Origin of the sequence: Aquimarina litoralis, assembly GCF_039523995.1 — a bacterium.
GTDB classification, from domain to species: Bacteria; Bacteroidota; Bacteroidia; order Flavobacteriales; family Flavobacteriaceae; genus Aquimarina; species Aquimarina litoralis.
Map to the genome: position 1 here is coordinate 151,607 of NZ_BAAAGE010000003.1, position 17,322 is coordinate 168,928.

The following is a 17,322-nucleotide window of genomic DNA, read 5'->3' on the forward strand; positions in this document are numbered from 1 at the left end:
GGTAATTTAAAATTATTTTAATAATAGTGTAAAGCAAATTATGCCAACAATTTCACAATTAGTAAGAAAAGGTAGAGCCAAAATAACTAAGAAGAGTAAATCGGCTGCTTTGGATTCGTGCCCGCAACGTCGCGGTGTTTGTACGCGTGTTTATACTACTACACCAAAAAAACCAAATTCAGCAATGAGAAAAGTTGCTCGTGTTAGGTTAACTAATGGTAAGGAAGTAAACGCATACATCGGAGGTGAGGGTCACAATCTACAGGAGCACTCGATAGTATTAGTTAGAGGTGGAAGGGTAAAAGATTTACCAGGAGTTAGATATCACATTGTTCGTGGAGCTTTAGACACCGCTGGTGTTGAAGGTAGAACGCAACGTAGATCTAAATATGGTGCAAAACGCCCTAAAAAGTAATTAAAAAACTTTAAGAAGAAGACATGAGAAAAAGAAAGGCTAAAAAAAGACCTATTTTACCTGATCCACGTTTTAATGATCAATTAGTGACTCGTTTCGTTAATATGATGATGTGGGATGGTAAGAAATCGGTTGCTTTCAAAATTTTCTATGATGCGATTGATATCGTAGAAGAGAAAAAACAAAACGAAGAAAAAACAGCTTTGGAAATGTGGAAAGATGCGTTATCAAACGTAATGCCACATGTAGAAGTAAGAAGTCGTCGTGTTGGAGGAGCTACTTTCCAAATTCCTAATCCAATCAGACCAGACAGAAAGATATCAACTGCGATGAAATGGTTGATTCAGTTTGCTCGTAAGAGAAATGAAAAGTCTATGGCACAGAAACTTGCTGCAGAGATTATTGCTGCAGAAAAAGAAGAAGGTGCTGCGGTTAAGAAAAGAGTAGATACCCATAAGATGGCTGAAGCAAATAAAGCATTCTCACACTTTAGATTTTAATCACGAACAGAAATGGCTAGAGATTTAAAATATACAAGAAATATTGGTATTGCTGCACATATTGATGCAGGAAAAACTACAACTACAGAGCGTATCTTATATTACACAGGTGTAAGTCATAAGATCGGTGAGGTGCACGACGGTGCTGCTACTATGGACTGGATGGAGCAAGAGCAGGAAAGAGGTATTACAATTACTTCTGCTGCGACCACTTGTGAGTGGAAGTTTCCGACAGAAAATGGTCAGGCTGTTGCAGATACAAAAGGATATCATTTTAATATCATCGATACTCCGGGACACGTTGATTTTACGGTAGAAGTTAACCGTTCTTTACGTGTTCTTGATGGGTTAGTTTTCTTATTTAGTGCTGTTGATGGTGTTGAGCCTCAATCAGAAACTAACTGGAGACTAGCAGATAATTATAAAGTACCGCGTATCGGATTTGTAAATAAAATGGATCGTCAAGGGTCTAATTTTATGGCAGTGTGTCAACAAGTGAAAGATATGCTAGGTTCTAATGCAGTTCCTATTGTAATGAATATTGGTGATGAAGCTGATTTCAAAGGAATTGTGGATTTAGTAAAGAATCGTGCTATTGTATGGCATGATGAAACACAAGGGTCTACTTTTGATGTGATCGATATTCCAGAAGAATTAAAAGAAGAAGCGGCAGAGTTAAGAGGAAAACTTATAGAAGAAGTTGCTGCTTATGATGAAGAGCTTCTTGAAAAATTCATGGAAGATGAGGATTCAATTACAGAAGAAGAAGTTCATGCTGCTTTAAGAGCTGCAGTAATGGATATGTCTATCATTCCGATGATTTGTGGTTCTGCTTTTAAGAATAAAGGAGTTCAGTTTTTATTAGATGCAGTATGTCGTTACTTGCCTTCTCCAACGGATAAAGAAGGTATTGTAGGGATTAATCCAAATACTGATCAAGAAGAGTTACGTAAGCCAGATGTTAAGGAACCGTTTGCTGCGTTAGCATTTAAGATTGCTACAGATCCTTTCGTAGGGCGTTTAGCATTCTTCCGCGCATATTCAGGGCGTTTAGATGCTGGTTCTTATATCTTGAACAATCGTTCAGGTAAGAAAGAGCGTATTTCTCGTATCTATCAGATGCATTCTAATAAGCAAAATGCAATAGAATATATTGAAGCTGGAGATATTGGAGCTGCAGTAGGTTTTAAAGATATCAAAACAGGTGATACGATGTCGGATGAGAAGAATCCTATCGTTTTAGAATCAATGGATTTCCCTGATCCTGTAATTGGTATTGCTGTTGAGCCAAAAACTAAAGCTGATGTGGATAAGTTAGGTTTGTCTTTAGCTAAGTTAGCAGAAGAAGATCCAACATTTACAGTAAGAACGGATGAGGCTTCAGGACAGACAATTATTTCTGGAATGGGAGAGCTTCATTTAGATATTATCGTTGACCGTTTGAAGAGAGAGTTCAAAGTAGAAGTTAATCAAGGTCAGCCACAAGTAGAGTACAAAGAAGCTATTACACAACGTGCAGAGCACAGAGAGGTTTATAAGAAGCAGTCTGGTGGACGTGGTAAGTTTGCGGATATTGTATTTACATTAGAACCTGCAGAAGAAGGAAAAGTAGGATTAGAGTTTGTTTCCGAGATTAAAGGAGGTAACGTTCCTAAGGAATTTGTTCCTTCTGTAGAGAAAGGATTTAAAATGGCAATGCAAAATGGACCGCTTGCGGGTTATGAAGTAGATGCTATGAAAGTTACTCTTACAGACGGTTCTTATCACGATGTGGATTCTGATCAGTTATCATTCGAATTGGCTGCTAAGCTTGGTTTTAAAGCAGCGGCAAAAGCAGCTAAAGCTGTGGTGATGGAACCTATCATGAAACTAGAGGTTATTACTCCAGAAGAAAACATGGGTGATATCGTAGGTGATTTGAATAGACGTAGAGGTCAGGTAAGTGATATGGGTGATAGAGCAGGTGCTAAAACGGTTAAGGCTACAGTACCACTTTCTGAAATGTTTGGATATGTAACAACATTAAGAACTTTATCATCTGGTAGAGCGACATCTACAATGGAATTTTCTCACTATGCTGAGACTCCTTCGAATATATCAGAAGAAGTGATTGCAGCAGCAAAAGGAGTTAACGCTTAATTTTACAGAAATGAGTCAAAAAATTAGAATAAAATTAAAATCTTACGATCATAATTTAGTAGATAAGTCTGCTGAAAAGATTGTTAAGACTGTTAAGAGTACTGGAGCTGTGGTGACTGGACCAATTCCATTACCAACACATAAAAAGATCTTTACTGTTTTAAGATCTCCACACGTAAATAAGAAGTCGAGAGAGCAATTTCAGTTAAGTTCTTATAAAAGACTTTTAGATATTTATAGTTCTTCTTCAAAAACGATCGATGCGTTAATGAAGTTAGAATTACCTAGTGGAGTTGAAGTGGAAATCAAAGTTTGATAAAACTTCCAGTAAGAAAGTCTTACATGAAATGTCCCAAGCTGCGTGCGAGGGAAAAACGGCAAAAATACATTCAGGGTTGAAGTATTTTGACCCTGTTTTTTTGCAAAATTTTAAATAAGTATACTAATTAATAATTAATAAATATGTCTGGGTTAATAGGAAAAAAGATCGGTATGACCAGCATCTTCGACGAGAATGGAAAAAACATTCCATGTACAGTGATCGAAGCTGGACCATGCGTGGTTACCCAAGTCAGAACTGAAGAAGTGGATGGTTATGAGGCTATTCAATTAGGTTTCGATGACAAAGCAGACAAAAATGCTACGAAAGCGGCTTTAGGTCACTTTAAAAAAGCAGGAACTGTTGCTAAGCGCGAAGTTGTGGAATTCCAAGGTTTTGATGAGGAGTACAAATTAGGTGATACAATCACTGTAGAGCACTTCGTAGAAGGAGAGTTCGTGGATGTAACAGGAACTTCAAAAGGAAAAGGTTTCCAAGGAGTTGTAAAGAGACACGGTTTTGGTGGTGTTGGACAAGCAACACATGGTCAGCATAACCGTTTAAGAGCTCCTGGTTCAATCGGAGCTGCATCGTATCCTGCAAGAGTGTTTAAAGGAATGCGTATGGCAGGAAGAATGGGTGGAGATAAAGTAAAGGTTCAAAACTTGAAAGTGTTAAAAGTAGTAGCTGAAAAGAATCTACTAGTTGTGAAAGGTTGTGTGCCTGGACATAAAAACGCTTACGTAACTATTCAGAAGTAATGAAGGTAGCAGTAATTGATATTAACGGAAAAGAAACAGGTAGAAAGGTAGATCTTTCTGATGCTGTTTTTGGTATAGAGCCTAATGATCACGCTGTTTATTTAGATGTTAAGCAGTACTTGGCGAATCAACGTCAAGGAACGCATAAAGCTAAAGAACGTGCTGAGATCGCAGGTAGTACAAGAAAAATTAAGAAACAAAAGGGAACCGGTACGGCTAGAGCAGGTAGTATTAAGTCTCCAATTTTCAAAGGTGGAGGTAGAATATTCGGACCTAGACCACGTAATTATTCTTTTAAATTAAATAAGAATTTAAAAAGATTAGCACGTAAATCTGCGCTAAGTATAAAGGCAAATGATAAGGCGATTACAGTGGTAGAGGACTTCACTTTTGATACAATTAAAACAAAGAATTTTACTGCAGTTTTAAAGTCGTTAGGGCTGGAGGATAAAAAATCTTTATTTGTGTTGGGAGAGTCAAATAAAAATGTATATTTGTCGTCACGTAATTTAAAAAGCTCTGAAGTTATAACTTATTCAGAATTAAGTACTTACAAAATACTTAATGCTAAGAATGTTGTTCTTTTAGAGGGTTCTTTGAAAGGAATTGAAACGAATTTAAGTAAATAGAAGCCATGAGTATCTTAATAAAACCTATTATTACGGAAAAGGCTACTGCAGATAGTGAGGTTTATAATCGCTATGGATTTGTGGTAGATAGAAATGCGAATAAGGTAGAGATCAAAAAAGCAGTAGAAGCTGCTTATGGAGTATCTGTTACTAAAGTTCGAACTATTAATGTCCGTCCAGATCGTAAAACTCGTTATACAAAAACGGGAATGATCACTGGTAAAACAAAAGCTATTAAAAAAGCTATTGTACAGGTGGCGGAAGGTGATGTAATTGATTTATATAGTAATCTTTAAGACTAAAAAATGTCAGTAAGAAAATTGAAACCAATTACCCCAGGTCAGCGTTTTAGAGTAGTTAATGGGTTTGATGCCATTACTACTGATAAGCCGGAGAAAAGTTTATTAGCTCCGAAAAAAAGATCAGGCGGTAGAAACAATCAAGGAAAAATGACCATGCGCTACAAAGGTGGAGGTCATAAGAAAAGGTATCGTATTATCGATTTTAAAAGAGGCAAGCAAGGAATTCCTGCTACTGTTGCTACTATCGAATATGATCCGAACAGAACTGCTTTTATAGCGCTTTTAAACTACCAAGATGGTGAGAAGCGTTATATTATCGCTCAGAATGGGCTGCAAGTGGGTCAGAACGTAGTTTCTGGTAACAATGTTGCTCCAGAAATTGGGAACGCAATGCCACTTAGCGATATCCCTCTAGGTACTATTATTTCTTGTATAGAATTGAGACCAGGTCAAGGTGCTGTAATGGCACGTAGTGCTGGTTCTTTTGCTCAGCTTATGGCGAGAGATGGTAAGTTTGCTACAGTAAAATTACCTTCTGGCGAAGTGAGAATGGTGTTAGTAAATTGTATGGCTACTGTCGGAGCAATTTCTAACAGTGATCACCAATTAGTTGTTGGTGGTAAAGCGGGTAGAGGAAGATGGTTAGGTCGTCGTCCTAGAACTAGACCTGTAGCAATGAACCCTGTTGATCATCCAATGGGTGGTGGTGAAGGACGCTCTTCTGGAGGTCACCCACGTTCTAGAAAAGGTCTTCCTGCTAAAGGATTTAGAACCCGTTCTAAGACAAAAGCGAGTAATAAGTATATTGTAGAACGTAGAAAGAAATAATAAGATATGGCACGTTCATTAAAAAAAGGACCTTACATTCACTACAAGTTAGAGAAGAAAGTTGCAGCGAATGTTGAGGCTAATAAGAAAACTGTTATCAAGACTTGGTCAAGAGCTTCTATGATTTCTCCTGATTTTGTTGGTCAGACGATCGCAGTTCACAATGGTCGCCAGTTTGTTCCTGTGTACATTACAGAAAATATGGTAGGTCATAAATTAGGAGAGTTTTCGCCAACACGTTCTTTCAGAGGGCACGCTGGTGCTAAAAATAAAGGTAAAAAATAATTTAAGCTATGGGAGTTCGTAAAAGAGAAATGGCAGAAAGAATTAAGGAAGAGAAAAAGCAGATTGCTTTTGCTAAACTTAATAACTGTCCTACGTCACCTCGCAAAATGCGTTTAGTAGCAGATTTAGTTCGTGGTGAAAAGGTAGAAAGAGCGCTTCATATTCTTAGATTTAGTCAAAAAGAAGCTGCACGTCGTTTAGAAAAGTTATTGCTTTCTGCAATAGCAAACTGGCAAGCAAAAAATGAAGACGCAAACATTGAAGATGCTGATCTTTTCGTAAAAGAGATTCGTGTAGATGGTGGAAGTATGTTAAAAAGATTACGTCCAGCACCGCAGGGTCGTGCACACAGAATAAGAAAACGCTCTAATCACGTTACAATCGTGGTTGCGGCAAAAAATAATACACAAAGCTAATATAAATAGTATGGGACAGAAGACAAATCCAATCGGAAATCGCCTTGGTATCATTAGAGGATGGGAATCCAACTGGTACGGAGGTAATGACTACGGTGATAAATTAGCCGAAGACGATAAGATTAGAAAGTACGTACACGCACGTTTATCTAAAGCTAGTGTATCTAGAGTAATTATCGAGCGTACGCTTAAACTTGTAACCGTTACTATCACTACTGCTAGACCTGGTATTATTATCGGAAAAGGTGGTCAAGAGGTAGACAAGTTAAAAGAAGAGCTTAAGAAGATTACAGATAAGGAAGTTCAGATTAATATTTTTGAAATCAAGAGACCAGAACTTGATGCGTTTTTAGTAGGATCTAGTGTTGCTAGACAGATAGAGAGTCGTATCTCTTATCGTAGAGCAATAAAGATGGCTATTGCGGCTGCAATGAGAATGAATGCTGAAGGTATCAAAATTCAAATTTCAGGAAGATTAAATGGTGCTGAAATGGCACGTTCAGAGTCTTATAAAGACGGAAGAATTCCTTTATCAACATTTAGAGCTGACATAGATTATGCTTTGGTAGAAGCGCACACTACTTATGGTAGATTGGGTGTAAAAGTATGGATTATGAAAGGCGAAGTATATGGTAAGAGAGAGCTTTCTCCTTTAGTAGGTCTTTCTAAGAAACAAGGAAAAGGAGGCGACAGAGGAGCCGGACGAGGTGGAAATAATAAATCACGTCGTAGAAAGTAATTTTTTAAAGTAAATTAACAATGTTACAGCCTAAAAGAACAAAATTCCGTAAGCAGCAAAAAGGACGTATGAAAGGTCTTTCTCAAAGAGGTCATACGCTTTCTAATGGAACTTTCGGAATCAAAGCATTAGATTCAAGTTTTGTAACCGCTAGACAAATAGAAGCAGCTCGTATTTCTGCTACTCGTTATATGAAAAGAGAAGGTTCTCTGTGGATTAAAATTTTCCCAGACAAGCCTATTACAAAGAAACCTCTTGAAGTACGTATGGGTAAAGGAAAAGGTGCTGTAGAATATTGGGCAGCAGTTGTAAAACCAGGAAGAATCTTGTTTGAGATAAGTGGTGTTCCTCATGATGTGGCTAAAGAAGCATTACGCTTAGCCGCTCAGAAATTACCAGTTAAAACTAAGTTTATCGTAGCTAGAGATTATCAAGCTTAATAATTGAAGATTATGAAACAATCACAAGTAAAAGAATCGTCGACAGCTGAATTACAAGAGGAACTTGGAAAATATCGAAAAGAATATTCAGATTTAAAAATGGCTCACGCTATGTCTCCATTAGAAAATCCTTTACAAATCCGTAAGGTTAGAAGATCTATTGCGAGAATGGAAACAGAGCTTACTAAAAGAGAATTAAACGGTTAATTCTGCTGAAAGATGGAAAAAAGAAACTTAAGAAAAGAACGTATAGGTGTAGTTACTAGTAACAAAATGCAGAAATCAATTGTGGTTTCTGAGGTTAAAAAAGTGAAACACCCGATGTACGGAAAGTTCGTGTTAAAAACAAAGAAATATGTTGCACACGACGAGAAAAATGACTGCAATATTGGTGATACTGTAAAGATCATGGAAACAAGACCTATGAGTAGAACCAAATGCTGGAGATTAGTAGAAGTAATTGAAAGAGCTAAGTAATTATGGTACAACAAGAGTCTAGATTAAAAGTAGCAGACAACACAGGTGGCAAAGAAGTTTTAGTTATCCGTGTTTTAGGTGGTACAAAAAGAAGATACGCCTCTGTAGGAGACAAGATCGTTGTCAGTGTTAAAGAAGCAACTCCAAATGGAAATATCAAAAAAGGAGCGGTTTCAACTGCAGTTGTAGTTCGTACCAAAAAAGAAGTGCGCAGACCAGATGGTTCTTATATTCGTTTCGATGATAATGCATGTGTTCTTTTGAACCCTGCTGGAGAAATGAGAGGAACACGTGTGTTTGGTCCTGTAGCGAGAGAACTTCGTGACAAGCAGTTTATGAAGATTGTATCACTAGCGCCAGAAGTGCTTTAATAGTATTGCAGACATGACAAAACTAAAAATTAAATCAGGAGATACAGTAAAGGTTATTGCTGGAGACAATAAGGGTCAGCAAGGAACTGTACAAAAGGTATTGAAAGATAAGAACAAGGCAATTGTTGAAGGTGTAAACCTTGTTTCAAAACACAAAAAGCCTAGTGCTGCTAATCCACAAGGTGGTATAGTAAAGCAAGAAGCACCAATTCATATTTCCAATTTATCATTGTTAACATCTAATGGTGAGACTACAAGAGTTGGATATAGAATGGAAGGAGATAAGAAAGTGAGATTTTCTAAAAAATCTAATGAAGTAATATAGTTATGGCTTATATCCCAAGACTTAAACAAGAGTATAAAGACAGAATCGTGTCAGCTCTTACAGAAGAATTTAGTTACGGTAATGTAATGGAAGTACCAAAACTTAAAAAAATAGTTTTAAGCAGAGGTATTGGTGCAGCTGTAGCAGATAAAAAGTTAATCGATTACGCTGTAGATGAATTAACAACAATTACAGGGCAAAAAGCTGTAGCTACAATTTCTAAGAAGGATGTTGCTTCTTTCAAATTACGTAAAGGAATGCCAATAGGTGCTAAAGTTACGTTAAGAGGAGAAAGAATGTATGAGTTTTTAGATCGTTTGATTACTTCAGCTTTACCACGTGTAAGAGATTTTAATGGTATTAAAGCAACTGGTTTTGATGGTAGAGGTAATTACTCTTTAGGTATTACTGAGCAGATCATTTTCCCGGAGATTGATATTGATAAGGTGAATAAAATTTCAGGAATGAATATCACTTTCGAAACTTCTGCGAATACTGATAAAGAAGCAAAATCATTGTTAACTGAACTAGGTTTACCTTTTAAAAAGAATTAATTATGGCTAAAGAATCAATGAAAGCCCGTGAGGTGAAGAGAGCTAAAACGGTTGCTAAATATGCTGAAAAGCGCAAGGCTTTAAAAGAAGCTGGAGATTATGAAGCATTACAAAAATTACCGAAAAACGCTTCGCCAATCCGTATGCACAATCGTTGTAAGTTAACAGGAAGACCAAAAGGATATATGCGTCAGTTTGGAATTTCTCGTGTTACTTTCAGAGAAATGGCAAATAAAGGATTAATTCCAGGTGTAACTAAAGCTAGTTGGTAATAACAAAAAATTAATTGGTCTAAGGTTCGGTTAAGAAATAATTGAAAACCAAGATCATAAATATTAAATAATGAATACAGATCCTATTGCAGATTATTTAACTAGAATTCGTAATGCAAATAGCGCTCAACATAGAGTAGTTGAGATTCCTGCATCGAAAGTTAAAAAAGAGATTACTAAGATATTATTCGATCAAGGATATATCTTAAGTTACAAATTTGAGGATAATACAACACAAGGTAGTATTAAGATTGCTCTTAAATACGATAAGTTAACAAAAGAGCCTGTGATTAAAGAATTACAAAGAATCAGTAAGCCTGGTTTACGTAAATACGCAGGATCTAAAGAAATACCGAGAATTCTTAATGGATTAGGTATTGCTATTGTTTCTACTTCTCACGGTGTAATGACTGGTAAGCAAGCTAAGCGAGAGAATGTAGGTGGAGAAGTACTTTGTTACGTATACTAACAGTAAAAAAAGACAAAAGAAATGTCAAGAATAGGAAAAAATCCAGTAACTATTCCGTCTGGTGTCACTGTAGAAGTGACAGGTAATGTTGTTACTGTTAAAGGAAAATTAGGAGAGCTTTCACAAGAGATTGATAGTATTGATGTGAAAGTAGAAGAAGGTCAGGTTGTTCTAGAAAGACCTAGTGATGCTAAAGATCATAGGGCGAAGCACGGATTATACAGAGCTTTAATCAACAATATGGTACAGGGTGTTTCAGAAGGTTTTACGAAAGAGCTAGAATTGGTAGGGGTAGGATATAGAGCTTCTAATCAAGGACAGAAATTAGATTTAGCTTTAGGTTTTTCTCATAACATCGTGATAGATGTTGCACCAGAGGTAAAAATCGAAACAATATCTGAAAAAGGTAAAAACCCGATCGTAAAATTAACTTCTCATGACAAACAATTGGTAGGTCAGGTAGCCGCTAAGATTAGAGGATTCCGTAAGCCAGAACCGTATAAAGGAAAAGGAGTTAAGTTCGTAGGAGAGCAATTAAGAAGAAAAGCAGGTAAATCTGCATAATAACGAAGTTATGGCATTCTCAAAAGATTTAAGAAGATTAAAAATCAGAAAGCGAATCCGCGGAACAGTAAGCGGAACAGAACAACGTCCTAGATTATCTGTTTTTAGAAGTAATAAAGAGATCTATGCACAGATCATAGATGATGTAACTGGTAAGACTATTAGTGCTGCTTCTTCAAGAGATAAGGATATAGCGGCTGCATCAGGAAGCAAAGCAGAAAAAGCTGGCTTAGTTGGTAAAGCTCTAGCAGAAAAAGCTAAGAAAGCAGGTGTAGAAACCGTATCTTTTGATAGAGGTGGATATTTATACCATGGAAGAGTTAAATCATTAGCTGAAGGAGCTAGAGAAGGAGGACTTAAATTCTAAGAAATTATGTATCAAAAATATAAAAACGCAGAATTAGTAAAGCCAAGTGGACTTGAATTAAAAGATCGTTTAGTTGGTGTACAACGTGTTACTAAAGTAACAAAAGGAGGTAGAGCATTTGGATTCTCTGCTATCGTTGTTGTAGGAGACGAAAACGGTGTTGTAGGTCATGGTTTAGGTAAGTCTAAAGAAGTTGCTGAAGCTATTGCTAAAGCAGTAGAAGATGCTAAGAAGAATCTAGTACGTATACCATTAAATAAAGGAACTTTACCTCACGAACAAAAAGGGAAGTACGGTGGAGCAAGAGTATTATTAATGCCTGCTGCAACAGGTACAGGAGTTATTGCCGGTGGAGCGATCCGTGCGGTATTAGAATCTGTTGGTGTGCATGATGTACTTTCTAAAAATCAAGGATCATCTAATCCTCATAATGTGGTGAAAGCAACTTTCGATGCTTTGTTACAAATGAGAAGTGCAGAACAAGTTGCTAAGCAACGAGGTGTTTCACTTGAAAAAGTATTTAAAGGATAATAAATTAGGAACGATGGCAAAGATTAAAATTACTAAAGTAAAAAGCGCGATAAACCGTACTCAGAGACAGAAAAGAACTCTAGAGGCTTTAGGTCTTAAAAAGATCGGTCAGGTTGTTGAGCACGATGACACTCCTAATATCCTAGGGATGGTAAATAAAGTTAAACATTTAGTTTCAGTAGAAACAAAATAATATAAGCACATGGATTTAAGTAACTTAAAACCTGCTGCAGGTTCAGTAAAAAATAACAGCAAGCGATTAGGTCGTGGTCAAGGTTCTGGAAAAGGTGGAACAGCTGCTCGTGGTCACAAGGGAGCTAAGTCTCGTTCTGGTTACTCTAGAAAGATTGGTTTCGAAGGAGGGCAGATGCCTCTTCAAAGACGTGTGCCTAAGTTTGGTTTTACTAATATTAATAGAAAAGAATATCAGGGAATCAATTTAGATACACTTCAGAAACTAGTTGACGCTGGTAAGATAACTGATACTGTAGATCTAGACGTGATATTGGAAACACGTTTAGCGGGAAAAAATGATTTGGTTAAGATACTGGGAAGAGGTGAGCTGAAAGCAAAACTAAAGGTTTCAGCACATAAATTTACAGCCACTGCAAAAGCTGCAATTGAAGCAGCAGGTGGTGAAGCGGTAACCTTATAAAAGATATTTCATGAAATTTATTGATACAATAAAAAACGTTTGGAAAATCGAAGAGCTAAAAAATAGAATCCTAGTAACATTAGGATTGCTTTTAGTATATCGATTTGGAGCACAGGTTGTGCTTCCTGGAGTAGATGCTGCGGAGCTAGCTAATCTAGGAACGCAAACTCAAGATGGTTTACTAGGTTTACTTAATGCCTTTACAGGAGGAGCATTTGCAAATGCTTCTGTATTTGCCTTAGGTATTATGCCTTATATCTCTGCGTCGATTGTGGTTCAGTTGATGGGGATAGCTATTCCTTATCTCCAAAAATTACAAAAAGAAGGTGAAAGTGGTAGAAAGAAAATTAACCAGATAACTAGATGGTTGACTATTGCAATTACTTTGGTACAAGGTCCAGGTTATATTTATAACTTATTTGCAACACTTCCGCCAACAGCTTTTAGTACAGAAATAAGTCAAACTGTTTTTGTTGTATCATCTGTTATTATCTTAACTACTGGATGTATTTTCGCAATGTGGTTGGGAGAAAAAATCACTGATAAAGGTATTGGTAATGGTATTTCTTTATTAATCATGGTTGGTATCATAGCAACTTTACCACAATCTTTTGTTCAGAACTTTATTTCAAGAACTTCTGGAGAAGGTGGTGATATCATTATGGTATTGATTGAATTAGTGATTTGGTTTGTTATTATCCTGGCTTCGGTGCTATTAGTTATGGCCGTTCGCCAAATTCCAGTGCAGTATGCTAGAAGAACTGCTAGTGGAGGATATGAGAAGAATGTTTTCGGATCTAGACAGTATATTCCATTGAAGTTAAATGCTTCTGGTGTAATGCCTATTATATTTGCTCAGGCAATTATGTTTATTCCTGCTGCAGTTGCTGGACTTTCTGAGTCTGAGACTTCACAAGGAATTGCGGCTGCGTTCAGTGATATTTTTGGGTTTTGGTATAATGTAGTATTTGGTTTGTTAATTATAATTTTTACATATTTCTATACTGCTATTACCGTACCAACGAACAAGATGGCTGATGATTTAAAAAGAAGCGGTGGTTTCATTCCAGGTATCAGACCAGGTAGTGAAACAGCAGAGTATTTAGATAAAATAATGTCTCAGATAACATTACCAGGATCTATATTTCTAGCTTTGATTGCTGTTTTCCCTGCTATTGCAGTTAAGTTATTAGGTGTTCAACAAGGATGGGCACTGTTTTTCGGAGGAACCTCCTTACTAATTATGGTGGGAGTAGCAATCGATACAATGCAACAGGTTAATTCATATTTGTTAAACAGACATTATGATGGATTAATGAAAACTGGTAAAAATAGAAAAGCGGTAGCATAATGGCAAAACAACCAGCAATAGAACAAGATGGAAGTATTATAGAAGCATTGTCTAATGCAATGTTTCGTGTGGAATTAGAAAATGGTCACGTGGTGACAGCTCATATCTCTGGTAAAATGCGTATGCATTATATTAAATTACTACCAGGTGATAAAGTGAAATTGGAAATGAGTCCTTATGATTTATCAAAGGCTCGTATAACATACAGATACTAATAATTTTAAGAATATTAGTTAATTAAGATTTTTTGTGTACTTTTGCAGGCTGAAAATCTTGTTAACGAGACCTTCTGAAATGCTAATACGTATTTTCAGGATTTAAACACAAAGAGATGAAAGTTAGAGCATCAATAAAAAAGAGAAGTGCCGAGTGCAAGATTGTGCGTAGAAAAGGCCGACTTTACGTAATTAATAAAAAGAATCCTAGATTTAAACAAAGACAAGGGTAATTATGGCAAGAATTGCAGGGGTAGATATACCTAAACAAAAGCGAGGAGTTATAGCATTAACCTATATCTTCGGAATCGGTAGAAGTAGAGCTAAAGAGATATTAGCTACTGCCAAAGTAGACGAGAGTATTAAAGTTTCTGACTGGGATGATGATCAAATTGGTCGTATTCGTGAAGCTGTAGGAGCCTATACCATTGAAGGAGAATTACGTTCTGAAGTACAACTGAATATTAAGCGTCTTATGGATATTGGATGCTATAGGGGTATACGTCACAGAGCTGGGTTACCACTTAGAGGACAACGTACAAAGAACAATTCTAGAACACGTAAAGGAAGAAGAAAAACAGTTGCTAATAAGAAAAAAGCAACTAAATAATAAGTAGTATGGCAAAGTCAACTTCGAAAAAACGTAAAGTAATCGTTGAATCTATAGGAGAAGCTCATGTAACGGCATCTTTTAACAACATTATTATTTCGTTAACTAATAAAAAAGGAGACGTTATTTCTTGGTCTTCAGCTGGTAAAATGGGATTCAGAGGTTCTAAAAAGAACACACCATATGCTGCACAGTTAGCTGCAGAAGATGCTGCTAAAGTGGCTATAGAAGCTGGATTAAAGAAAGTAAAAGTTTACGTTAAAGGTCCTGGAAACGGTAGAGAGTCAGCAATACGTTCTATTCATAATTCTGGAATAGAGGTTTCGGAAATTATCGATGTAACTCCAATGCCTCATAATGGTTGTCGTCCTCCTAAAAGACGTAGAGTATAAGTAAAAGTGTCCCGAGTTCATTCGGGATCTCTTTTATTAATATATTATAAATCAAAGTAAGTCTAAGAAGAGGAAAAACAATTATCGAAGGAAAGAGACCTTAATTCATAATTACCTCTCAAAATTTAAGTAAAAATCAAATGGCAAGATATACTGGTCCAAAAACTAAAATCGCTCGTAAATTTGGTGAAGCGATCTTCGGAGACGATAAGTCGTTCGAAAAAAGAAATTATCCTCCTGGTCAACATGGAAATAACAGACGTAGAGGAAAGAAAAGTGAATATGCTATCCAATTAATGGAAAAGCAAAAAGCTAAGTATACATATGGAATATTAGAACGTCAGTTCAGAAACATGTTCGAAAAAGCAACAAGGTCACAAGGAATTACTGGTGAGGTTTTACTTCAATTATGTGAATCTCGTCTAGATAATGTTGCTTTTAGAATGGGATTGGCAAATTCTCGTAGAGGAGCTAGACAATTAGTTTCTCATAGACACATTACTGTTAATGGAGAGTTAGTAAATATTCCTTCTTACCGTTTAAAGCCTGGCGATGTAGTAGGGGTAAGAGAAAAATCAAAATCTTTAGAAGTTATTCAAAATTCATTAGCTAACAATAGCAAAGTGTATGAGTGGATTACTTTTAATAATGACACAAAAGAAGGTACTTTTGTATCTGTGCCGGCAAGAATTCAAATTCCGGAAAATATCAACGAACAATTCATCGTCGAATTATATTCGAAGTAATAAATAACTCTTAGAAGAAACAATAATATGGCAATATTAAATTTTCAGAAGCCCGATAAAGTTATCATGATCGACTCTAGCGAGTTTGATGGTAAGTTTGAATTTAGACCATTAGAACCTGGATACGGACTGACAGTTGGTAACGCTTTGCGAAGAGTTTTGCTATCTTCTTTAGAGGGATTCGCTATAACTTCATTGAGAATAGAAGGAGTAGATCATGAGTTTTCTACAATTTCTGGAGTTGTAGAGGATGTAACTGAGATTATTCTAAACCTAAAACAAGTTCGTTTTAAACGTCAGATTGAAGATATAGATAATGAGTCAGTAACAATTTCTATTTCTGGTCAAGAGCAATTAACAGCTGGAGATTTTCAGAAATTTATTTCAGGTTTTCAAGTTCTTAATCCGGACTTAGTAATCTGTAATATGGATAAGAAAGTTGCTCTTAATCTTGAGATTACTATAGAAAAAGGAAGAGGATATGTGCCAGCTGAAGAAAACAAAAAGGCAAATGCTCCTATTGGAACAATCTTTACTGATTCAATCTATACGCCAATCAAAAATGTAAAGTATAGTATTGAGAATTATCGTGTGGAACAAAAAACAGATTACGAAAAGTTAGTTTTCGAAATTGTTACAGATGGTTCTATACACCCTAAAGATGCTTTAACTGAAGCTGCTAAAATCTTGATTCACCACTTTATGTTATTCTCAGATGAGCGTATCACGTTAGAAGCTGACGAAATTGCTCAGACTGAAACATATGATGAGGAATCATTACATATGAGACAGTTATTAAAAACTAAATTAATCGATATGGATCTTTCTGTGAGAGCATTAAATTGCTTGAAAGCAGCAGAAGTTGATACATTAGGAGATTTAGTTTCTTACAACAAAAATGATTTAATGAAGTTCCGTAATTTCGGAAAGAAATCTTTAACAGAGCTTGAAGAGCTTGTAAATGTTAAAGGTCTTAATTTCGGTATGGATCTTTCTAAATACAAATTAGATAAAGACTAACACATCATATTTTGCTCTCTGCACGAGGTAGATTGAGCAAGATGATGCTAAATTTTTAATGTCATGAGACACGGAAAAAAAGTAAACCACTTAGGTAGAAAAACTGCACATCGCAAGGCAATGCTTGCAAACATGGCTTGTTCTCTTATCGAGCATAAAAGAATAAACACTACAGTTGCAAAAGCTAAAGCTTTAAAACAGTTTGTTGAGCCATTAGTAACTAAATCTAAAGAAGATACTACGCACAACCGTAGAATCGTATTCAGTAAATTACGTAATAAGTATGCAGTTGCTGAATTGTTTAGAGATGTAGCAGCAAAAGTTGGAGACAGACCTGGAGGATACACTAGAATTATCAAGTTAGGGAATCGTCTTGGAGATAACGCTGATATGGCAATGATAGAATTAGTGGATTACAACGAATTGTATAACGCTGGTAAACCTGCTAAAAAGAAATCTACTCGTAGAGGTAGAAGCAAAAAAGCAAGTGCTCCTGCAGCGCCTGCACCAGAAGCTACTAATTCAGAAGAAGAATAAATGATTAGTATTAATCACACATAATAGAAAAGGATAAACGTTCTGTCGTTTATCCTTTTTTTTTGAATTTTTGTAAAAACTTAAATCCTAAGA

32 protein-coding genes are annotated in these 17,322 nt (G+C 36.2%); all 32 read left to right on the forward strand.

The features are described 5' to 3' along the window. The first annotated feature begins 40 nt into the window (after positions 1-40). A complete protein-coding gene (rpsL, locus tag ABD077_RS15000) occupies positions 41-415 on the forward strand; it encodes a 30S ribosomal protein S12 (protein WP_024770883.1) in 375 nt (124 codons plus the stop codon). A gap of 23 nt (positions 416-438) precedes the next feature. Beyond that, positions 439-915, forward strand: a complete 477-nt coding sequence (rpsG, locus tag ABD077_RS15005) for a 30S ribosomal protein S7 (RefSeq protein WP_219009333.1) — start codon at positions 439-441, stop codon at positions 913-915. A 12-nt stretch (positions 916-927) separates the two neighbouring features. Next, positions 928-3,054 carry an elongation factor G gene (gene fusA / locus ABD077_RS15010; protein WP_343913105.1) on the forward strand — a complete coding sequence of 709 codons (2,127 nt, stop codon included), beginning with the start codon at positions 928-930 and terminating at the stop codon, positions 3,052-3,054. Between the two features lie 10 nt (positions 3,055-3,064). After that, on the forward strand, positions 3,065-3,370 hold the full coding sequence (gene rpsJ, locus ABD077_RS15015) for a 30S ribosomal protein S10 (protein WP_010181931.1): 306 nt from the start codon (positions 3,065-3,067) through the stop codon (positions 3,368-3,370). A 146-nt stretch (positions 3,371-3,516) separates the two neighbouring features. After that, positions 3,517-4,134 (forward strand): 50S ribosomal protein L3, encoded by a 618-nt coding sequence (gene rplC / locus ABD077_RS15020; RefSeq protein ID WP_299608399.1) that lies wholly within the window; start codon positions 3,517-3,519, stop codon positions 4,132-4,134. Continuing rightward, positions 4,134-4,763 carry a 50S ribosomal protein L4 gene (gene rplD, locus ABD077_RS15025; RefSeq protein ID WP_343913106.1) on the forward strand — a complete coding sequence of 210 codons (630 nt, stop codon included), beginning with the start codon at positions 4,134-4,136 and terminating at the stop codon, positions 4,761-4,763. Before rplC ends, rplD begins: the two co-directional genes overlap by 1 nt. Before the next feature lie 5 nt (positions 4,764-4,768). Next, positions 4,769-5,059, forward strand: a complete 291-nt coding sequence (gene rplW, locus ABD077_RS15030) for a 50S ribosomal protein L23 (RefSeq protein WP_299900880.1) — start codon at positions 4,769-4,771, stop codon at positions 5,057-5,059. 9 nt (positions 5,060-5,068) lie between these two features. Continuing rightward, positions 5,069-5,893 (forward strand): 50S ribosomal protein L2, encoded by an 825-nt coding sequence (rplB, locus tag ABD077_RS15035; RefSeq protein WP_343913107.1) that lies wholly within the window; start codon positions 5,069-5,071, stop codon positions 5,891-5,893. Between the two features lie 6 nt (positions 5,894-5,899). Then, positions 5,900-6,178, forward strand: a complete 279-nt coding sequence (gene rpsS / locus ABD077_RS15040; protein WP_027392549.1) for a 30S ribosomal protein S19 — start codon at positions 5,900-5,902, stop codon at positions 6,176-6,178. An 8-nt stretch (positions 6,179-6,186) separates the two neighbouring features. Next, positions 6,187-6,594, forward strand: a complete 408-nt coding sequence (gene rplV, locus ABD077_RS15045) for a 50S ribosomal protein L22 (RefSeq protein WP_343913108.1) — start codon at positions 6,187-6,189, stop codon at positions 6,592-6,594. 10 nt (positions 6,595-6,604) lie between these two features. Further along, entirely contained in the window at positions 6,605-7,333 is a 729-nt protein-coding gene (gene rpsC / locus ABD077_RS15050; RefSeq protein ID WP_027392547.1) for a 30S ribosomal protein S3, read from the forward strand. A 20-nt stretch (positions 7,334-7,353) separates the two neighbouring features. After that, complete coding sequence (gene rplP / locus ABD077_RS15055) at positions 7,354-7,773, forward strand: 50S ribosomal protein L16 (protein WP_299608388.1); 420 nt, start codon at positions 7,354-7,356, stop codon at positions 7,771-7,773. A 12-nt stretch (positions 7,774-7,785) separates the two neighbouring features. Next, the gene (rpmC, locus tag ABD077_RS15060; protein WP_299608386.1) at positions 7,786-7,980 is read left to right on the forward strand and encodes a 50S ribosomal protein L29; all 195 of its coding nucleotides are present in this window, start codon (positions 7,786-7,788) and stop codon (positions 7,978-7,980) included. 12 nt (positions 7,981-7,992) lie between these two features. Beyond that, a complete protein-coding gene (gene rpsQ, locus ABD077_RS15065) occupies positions 7,993-8,250 on the forward strand; it encodes a 30S ribosomal protein S17 (RefSeq protein WP_025741866.1) in 258 nt (85 codons plus the stop codon). Between the two features lie 2 nt (positions 8,251-8,252). After that, the gene (rplN, locus tag ABD077_RS15070; RefSeq protein ID WP_027392543.1) at positions 8,253-8,621 is read left to right on the forward strand and encodes a 50S ribosomal protein L14; all 369 of its coding nucleotides are present in this window, start codon (positions 8,253-8,255) and stop codon (positions 8,619-8,621) included. Between the two features lie 13 nt (positions 8,622-8,634). Further along, positions 8,635-8,946 (forward strand): 50S ribosomal protein L24, encoded by a 312-nt coding sequence (rplX, locus tag ABD077_RS15075; protein ID WP_219009323.1) that lies wholly within the window; start codon positions 8,635-8,637, stop codon positions 8,944-8,946. 2 nt (positions 8,947-8,948) lie between these two features. After that, positions 8,949-9,500 carry a 50S ribosomal protein L5 gene (gene rplE / locus ABD077_RS15080; protein WP_219009322.1) on the forward strand — a complete coding sequence of 184 codons (552 nt, stop codon included), beginning with the start codon at positions 8,949-8,951 and terminating at the stop codon, positions 9,498-9,500. Between the two features lie 2 nt (positions 9,501-9,502). Next, entirely contained in the window at positions 9,503-9,772 is a 270-nt protein-coding gene (rpsN, locus tag ABD077_RS15085; protein ID WP_140597674.1) for a 30S ribosomal protein S14, read from the forward strand. A gap of 70 nt (positions 9,773-9,842) precedes the next feature. Next, positions 9,843-10,241 (forward strand): 30S ribosomal protein S8, encoded by a 399-nt coding sequence (gene rpsH / locus ABD077_RS15090; RefSeq protein ID WP_219009320.1) that lies wholly within the window; start codon positions 9,843-9,845, stop codon positions 10,239-10,241. A 21-nt stretch (positions 10,242-10,262) separates the two neighbouring features. Then, complete coding sequence (rplF, locus tag ABD077_RS15095; protein ID WP_299608378.1) at positions 10,263-10,805, forward strand: 50S ribosomal protein L6; 543 nt, start codon at positions 10,263-10,265, stop codon at positions 10,803-10,805. 10 nt (positions 10,806-10,815) lie between these two features. Beyond that, positions 10,816-11,172 carry a 50S ribosomal protein L18 gene (gene rplR, locus ABD077_RS15100; protein WP_219009318.1) on the forward strand — a complete coding sequence of 119 codons (357 nt, stop codon included), beginning with the start codon at positions 10,816-10,818 and terminating at the stop codon, positions 11,170-11,172. A 6-nt stretch (positions 11,173-11,178) separates the two neighbouring features. Continuing rightward, positions 11,179-11,703 carry a 30S ribosomal protein S5 gene (gene rpsE / locus ABD077_RS15105; RefSeq protein WP_219009317.1) on the forward strand — a complete coding sequence of 175 codons (525 nt, stop codon included), beginning with the start codon at positions 11,179-11,181 and terminating at the stop codon, positions 11,701-11,703. Positions 11,704-11,716: 13 nt separating this feature from the next. Then, complete coding sequence (gene rpmD / locus ABD077_RS15110) at positions 11,717-11,896, forward strand: 50S ribosomal protein L30 (protein ID WP_027392536.1); 180 nt, start codon at positions 11,717-11,719, stop codon at positions 11,894-11,896. A gap of 9 nt (positions 11,897-11,905) precedes the next feature. Continuing rightward, positions 11,906-12,358, forward strand: coding sequence for a 50S ribosomal protein L15 (gene rplO, locus ABD077_RS15115; RefSeq protein WP_219009316.1), 453 nt, complete (start codon positions 11,906-11,908; stop codon positions 12,356-12,358). Between the two features lie 10 nt (positions 12,359-12,368). Next, complete coding sequence (gene secY / locus ABD077_RS15120) at positions 12,369-13,709, forward strand: preprotein translocase subunit SecY (protein ID WP_299900874.1); 1,341 nt, start codon at positions 12,369-12,371, stop codon at positions 13,707-13,709. Further along, on the forward strand, positions 13,709-13,924 hold the full coding sequence (infA, locus tag ABD077_RS15125; protein WP_010181908.1) for a translation initiation factor IF-1: 216 nt from the start codon (positions 13,709-13,711) through the stop codon (positions 13,922-13,924). The genes secY and infA overlap by 1 nt, the downstream gene beginning before the upstream one ends. 116 nt (positions 13,925-14,040) lie before the next feature. Continuing rightward, the gene (gene ykgO / locus ABD077_RS15130) at positions 14,041-14,157 is read left to right on the forward strand and encodes a type B 50S ribosomal protein L36 (RefSeq protein ID WP_013621733.1); all 117 of its coding nucleotides are present in this window, start codon (positions 14,041-14,043) and stop codon (positions 14,155-14,157) included. A 2-nt stretch (positions 14,158-14,159) separates the two neighbouring features. Beyond that, positions 14,160-14,534, forward strand: coding sequence for a 30S ribosomal protein S13 (gene rpsM / locus ABD077_RS15135; protein WP_073316874.1), 375 nt, complete (start codon positions 14,160-14,162; stop codon positions 14,532-14,534). Positions 14,535-14,542: 8 nt separating this feature from the next. Continuing rightward, a complete protein-coding gene (gene rpsK, locus ABD077_RS15140) occupies positions 14,543-14,926 on the forward strand; it encodes a 30S ribosomal protein S11 (RefSeq protein WP_299608368.1) in 384 nt (127 codons plus the stop codon). A 140-nt stretch (positions 14,927-15,066) separates the two neighbouring features. Continuing rightward, positions 15,067-15,672 (forward strand): 30S ribosomal protein S4, encoded by a 606-nt coding sequence (gene rpsD, locus ABD077_RS15145; protein WP_219009313.1) that lies wholly within the window; start codon positions 15,067-15,069, stop codon positions 15,670-15,672. Positions 15,673-15,699: 27 nt separating this feature from the next. After that, entirely contained in the window at positions 15,700-16,692 is a 993-nt protein-coding gene (locus ABD077_RS15150) for a DNA-directed RNA polymerase subunit alpha (protein WP_027392530.1), read from the forward strand. A gap of 63 nt (positions 16,693-16,755) precedes the next feature. Continuing rightward, entirely contained in the window at positions 16,756-17,229 is a 474-nt protein-coding gene (rplQ, locus tag ABD077_RS15155; RefSeq protein WP_219009311.1) for a 50S ribosomal protein L17, read from the forward strand. Positions 17,230-17,322: the final 93 nt, after the last annotated feature.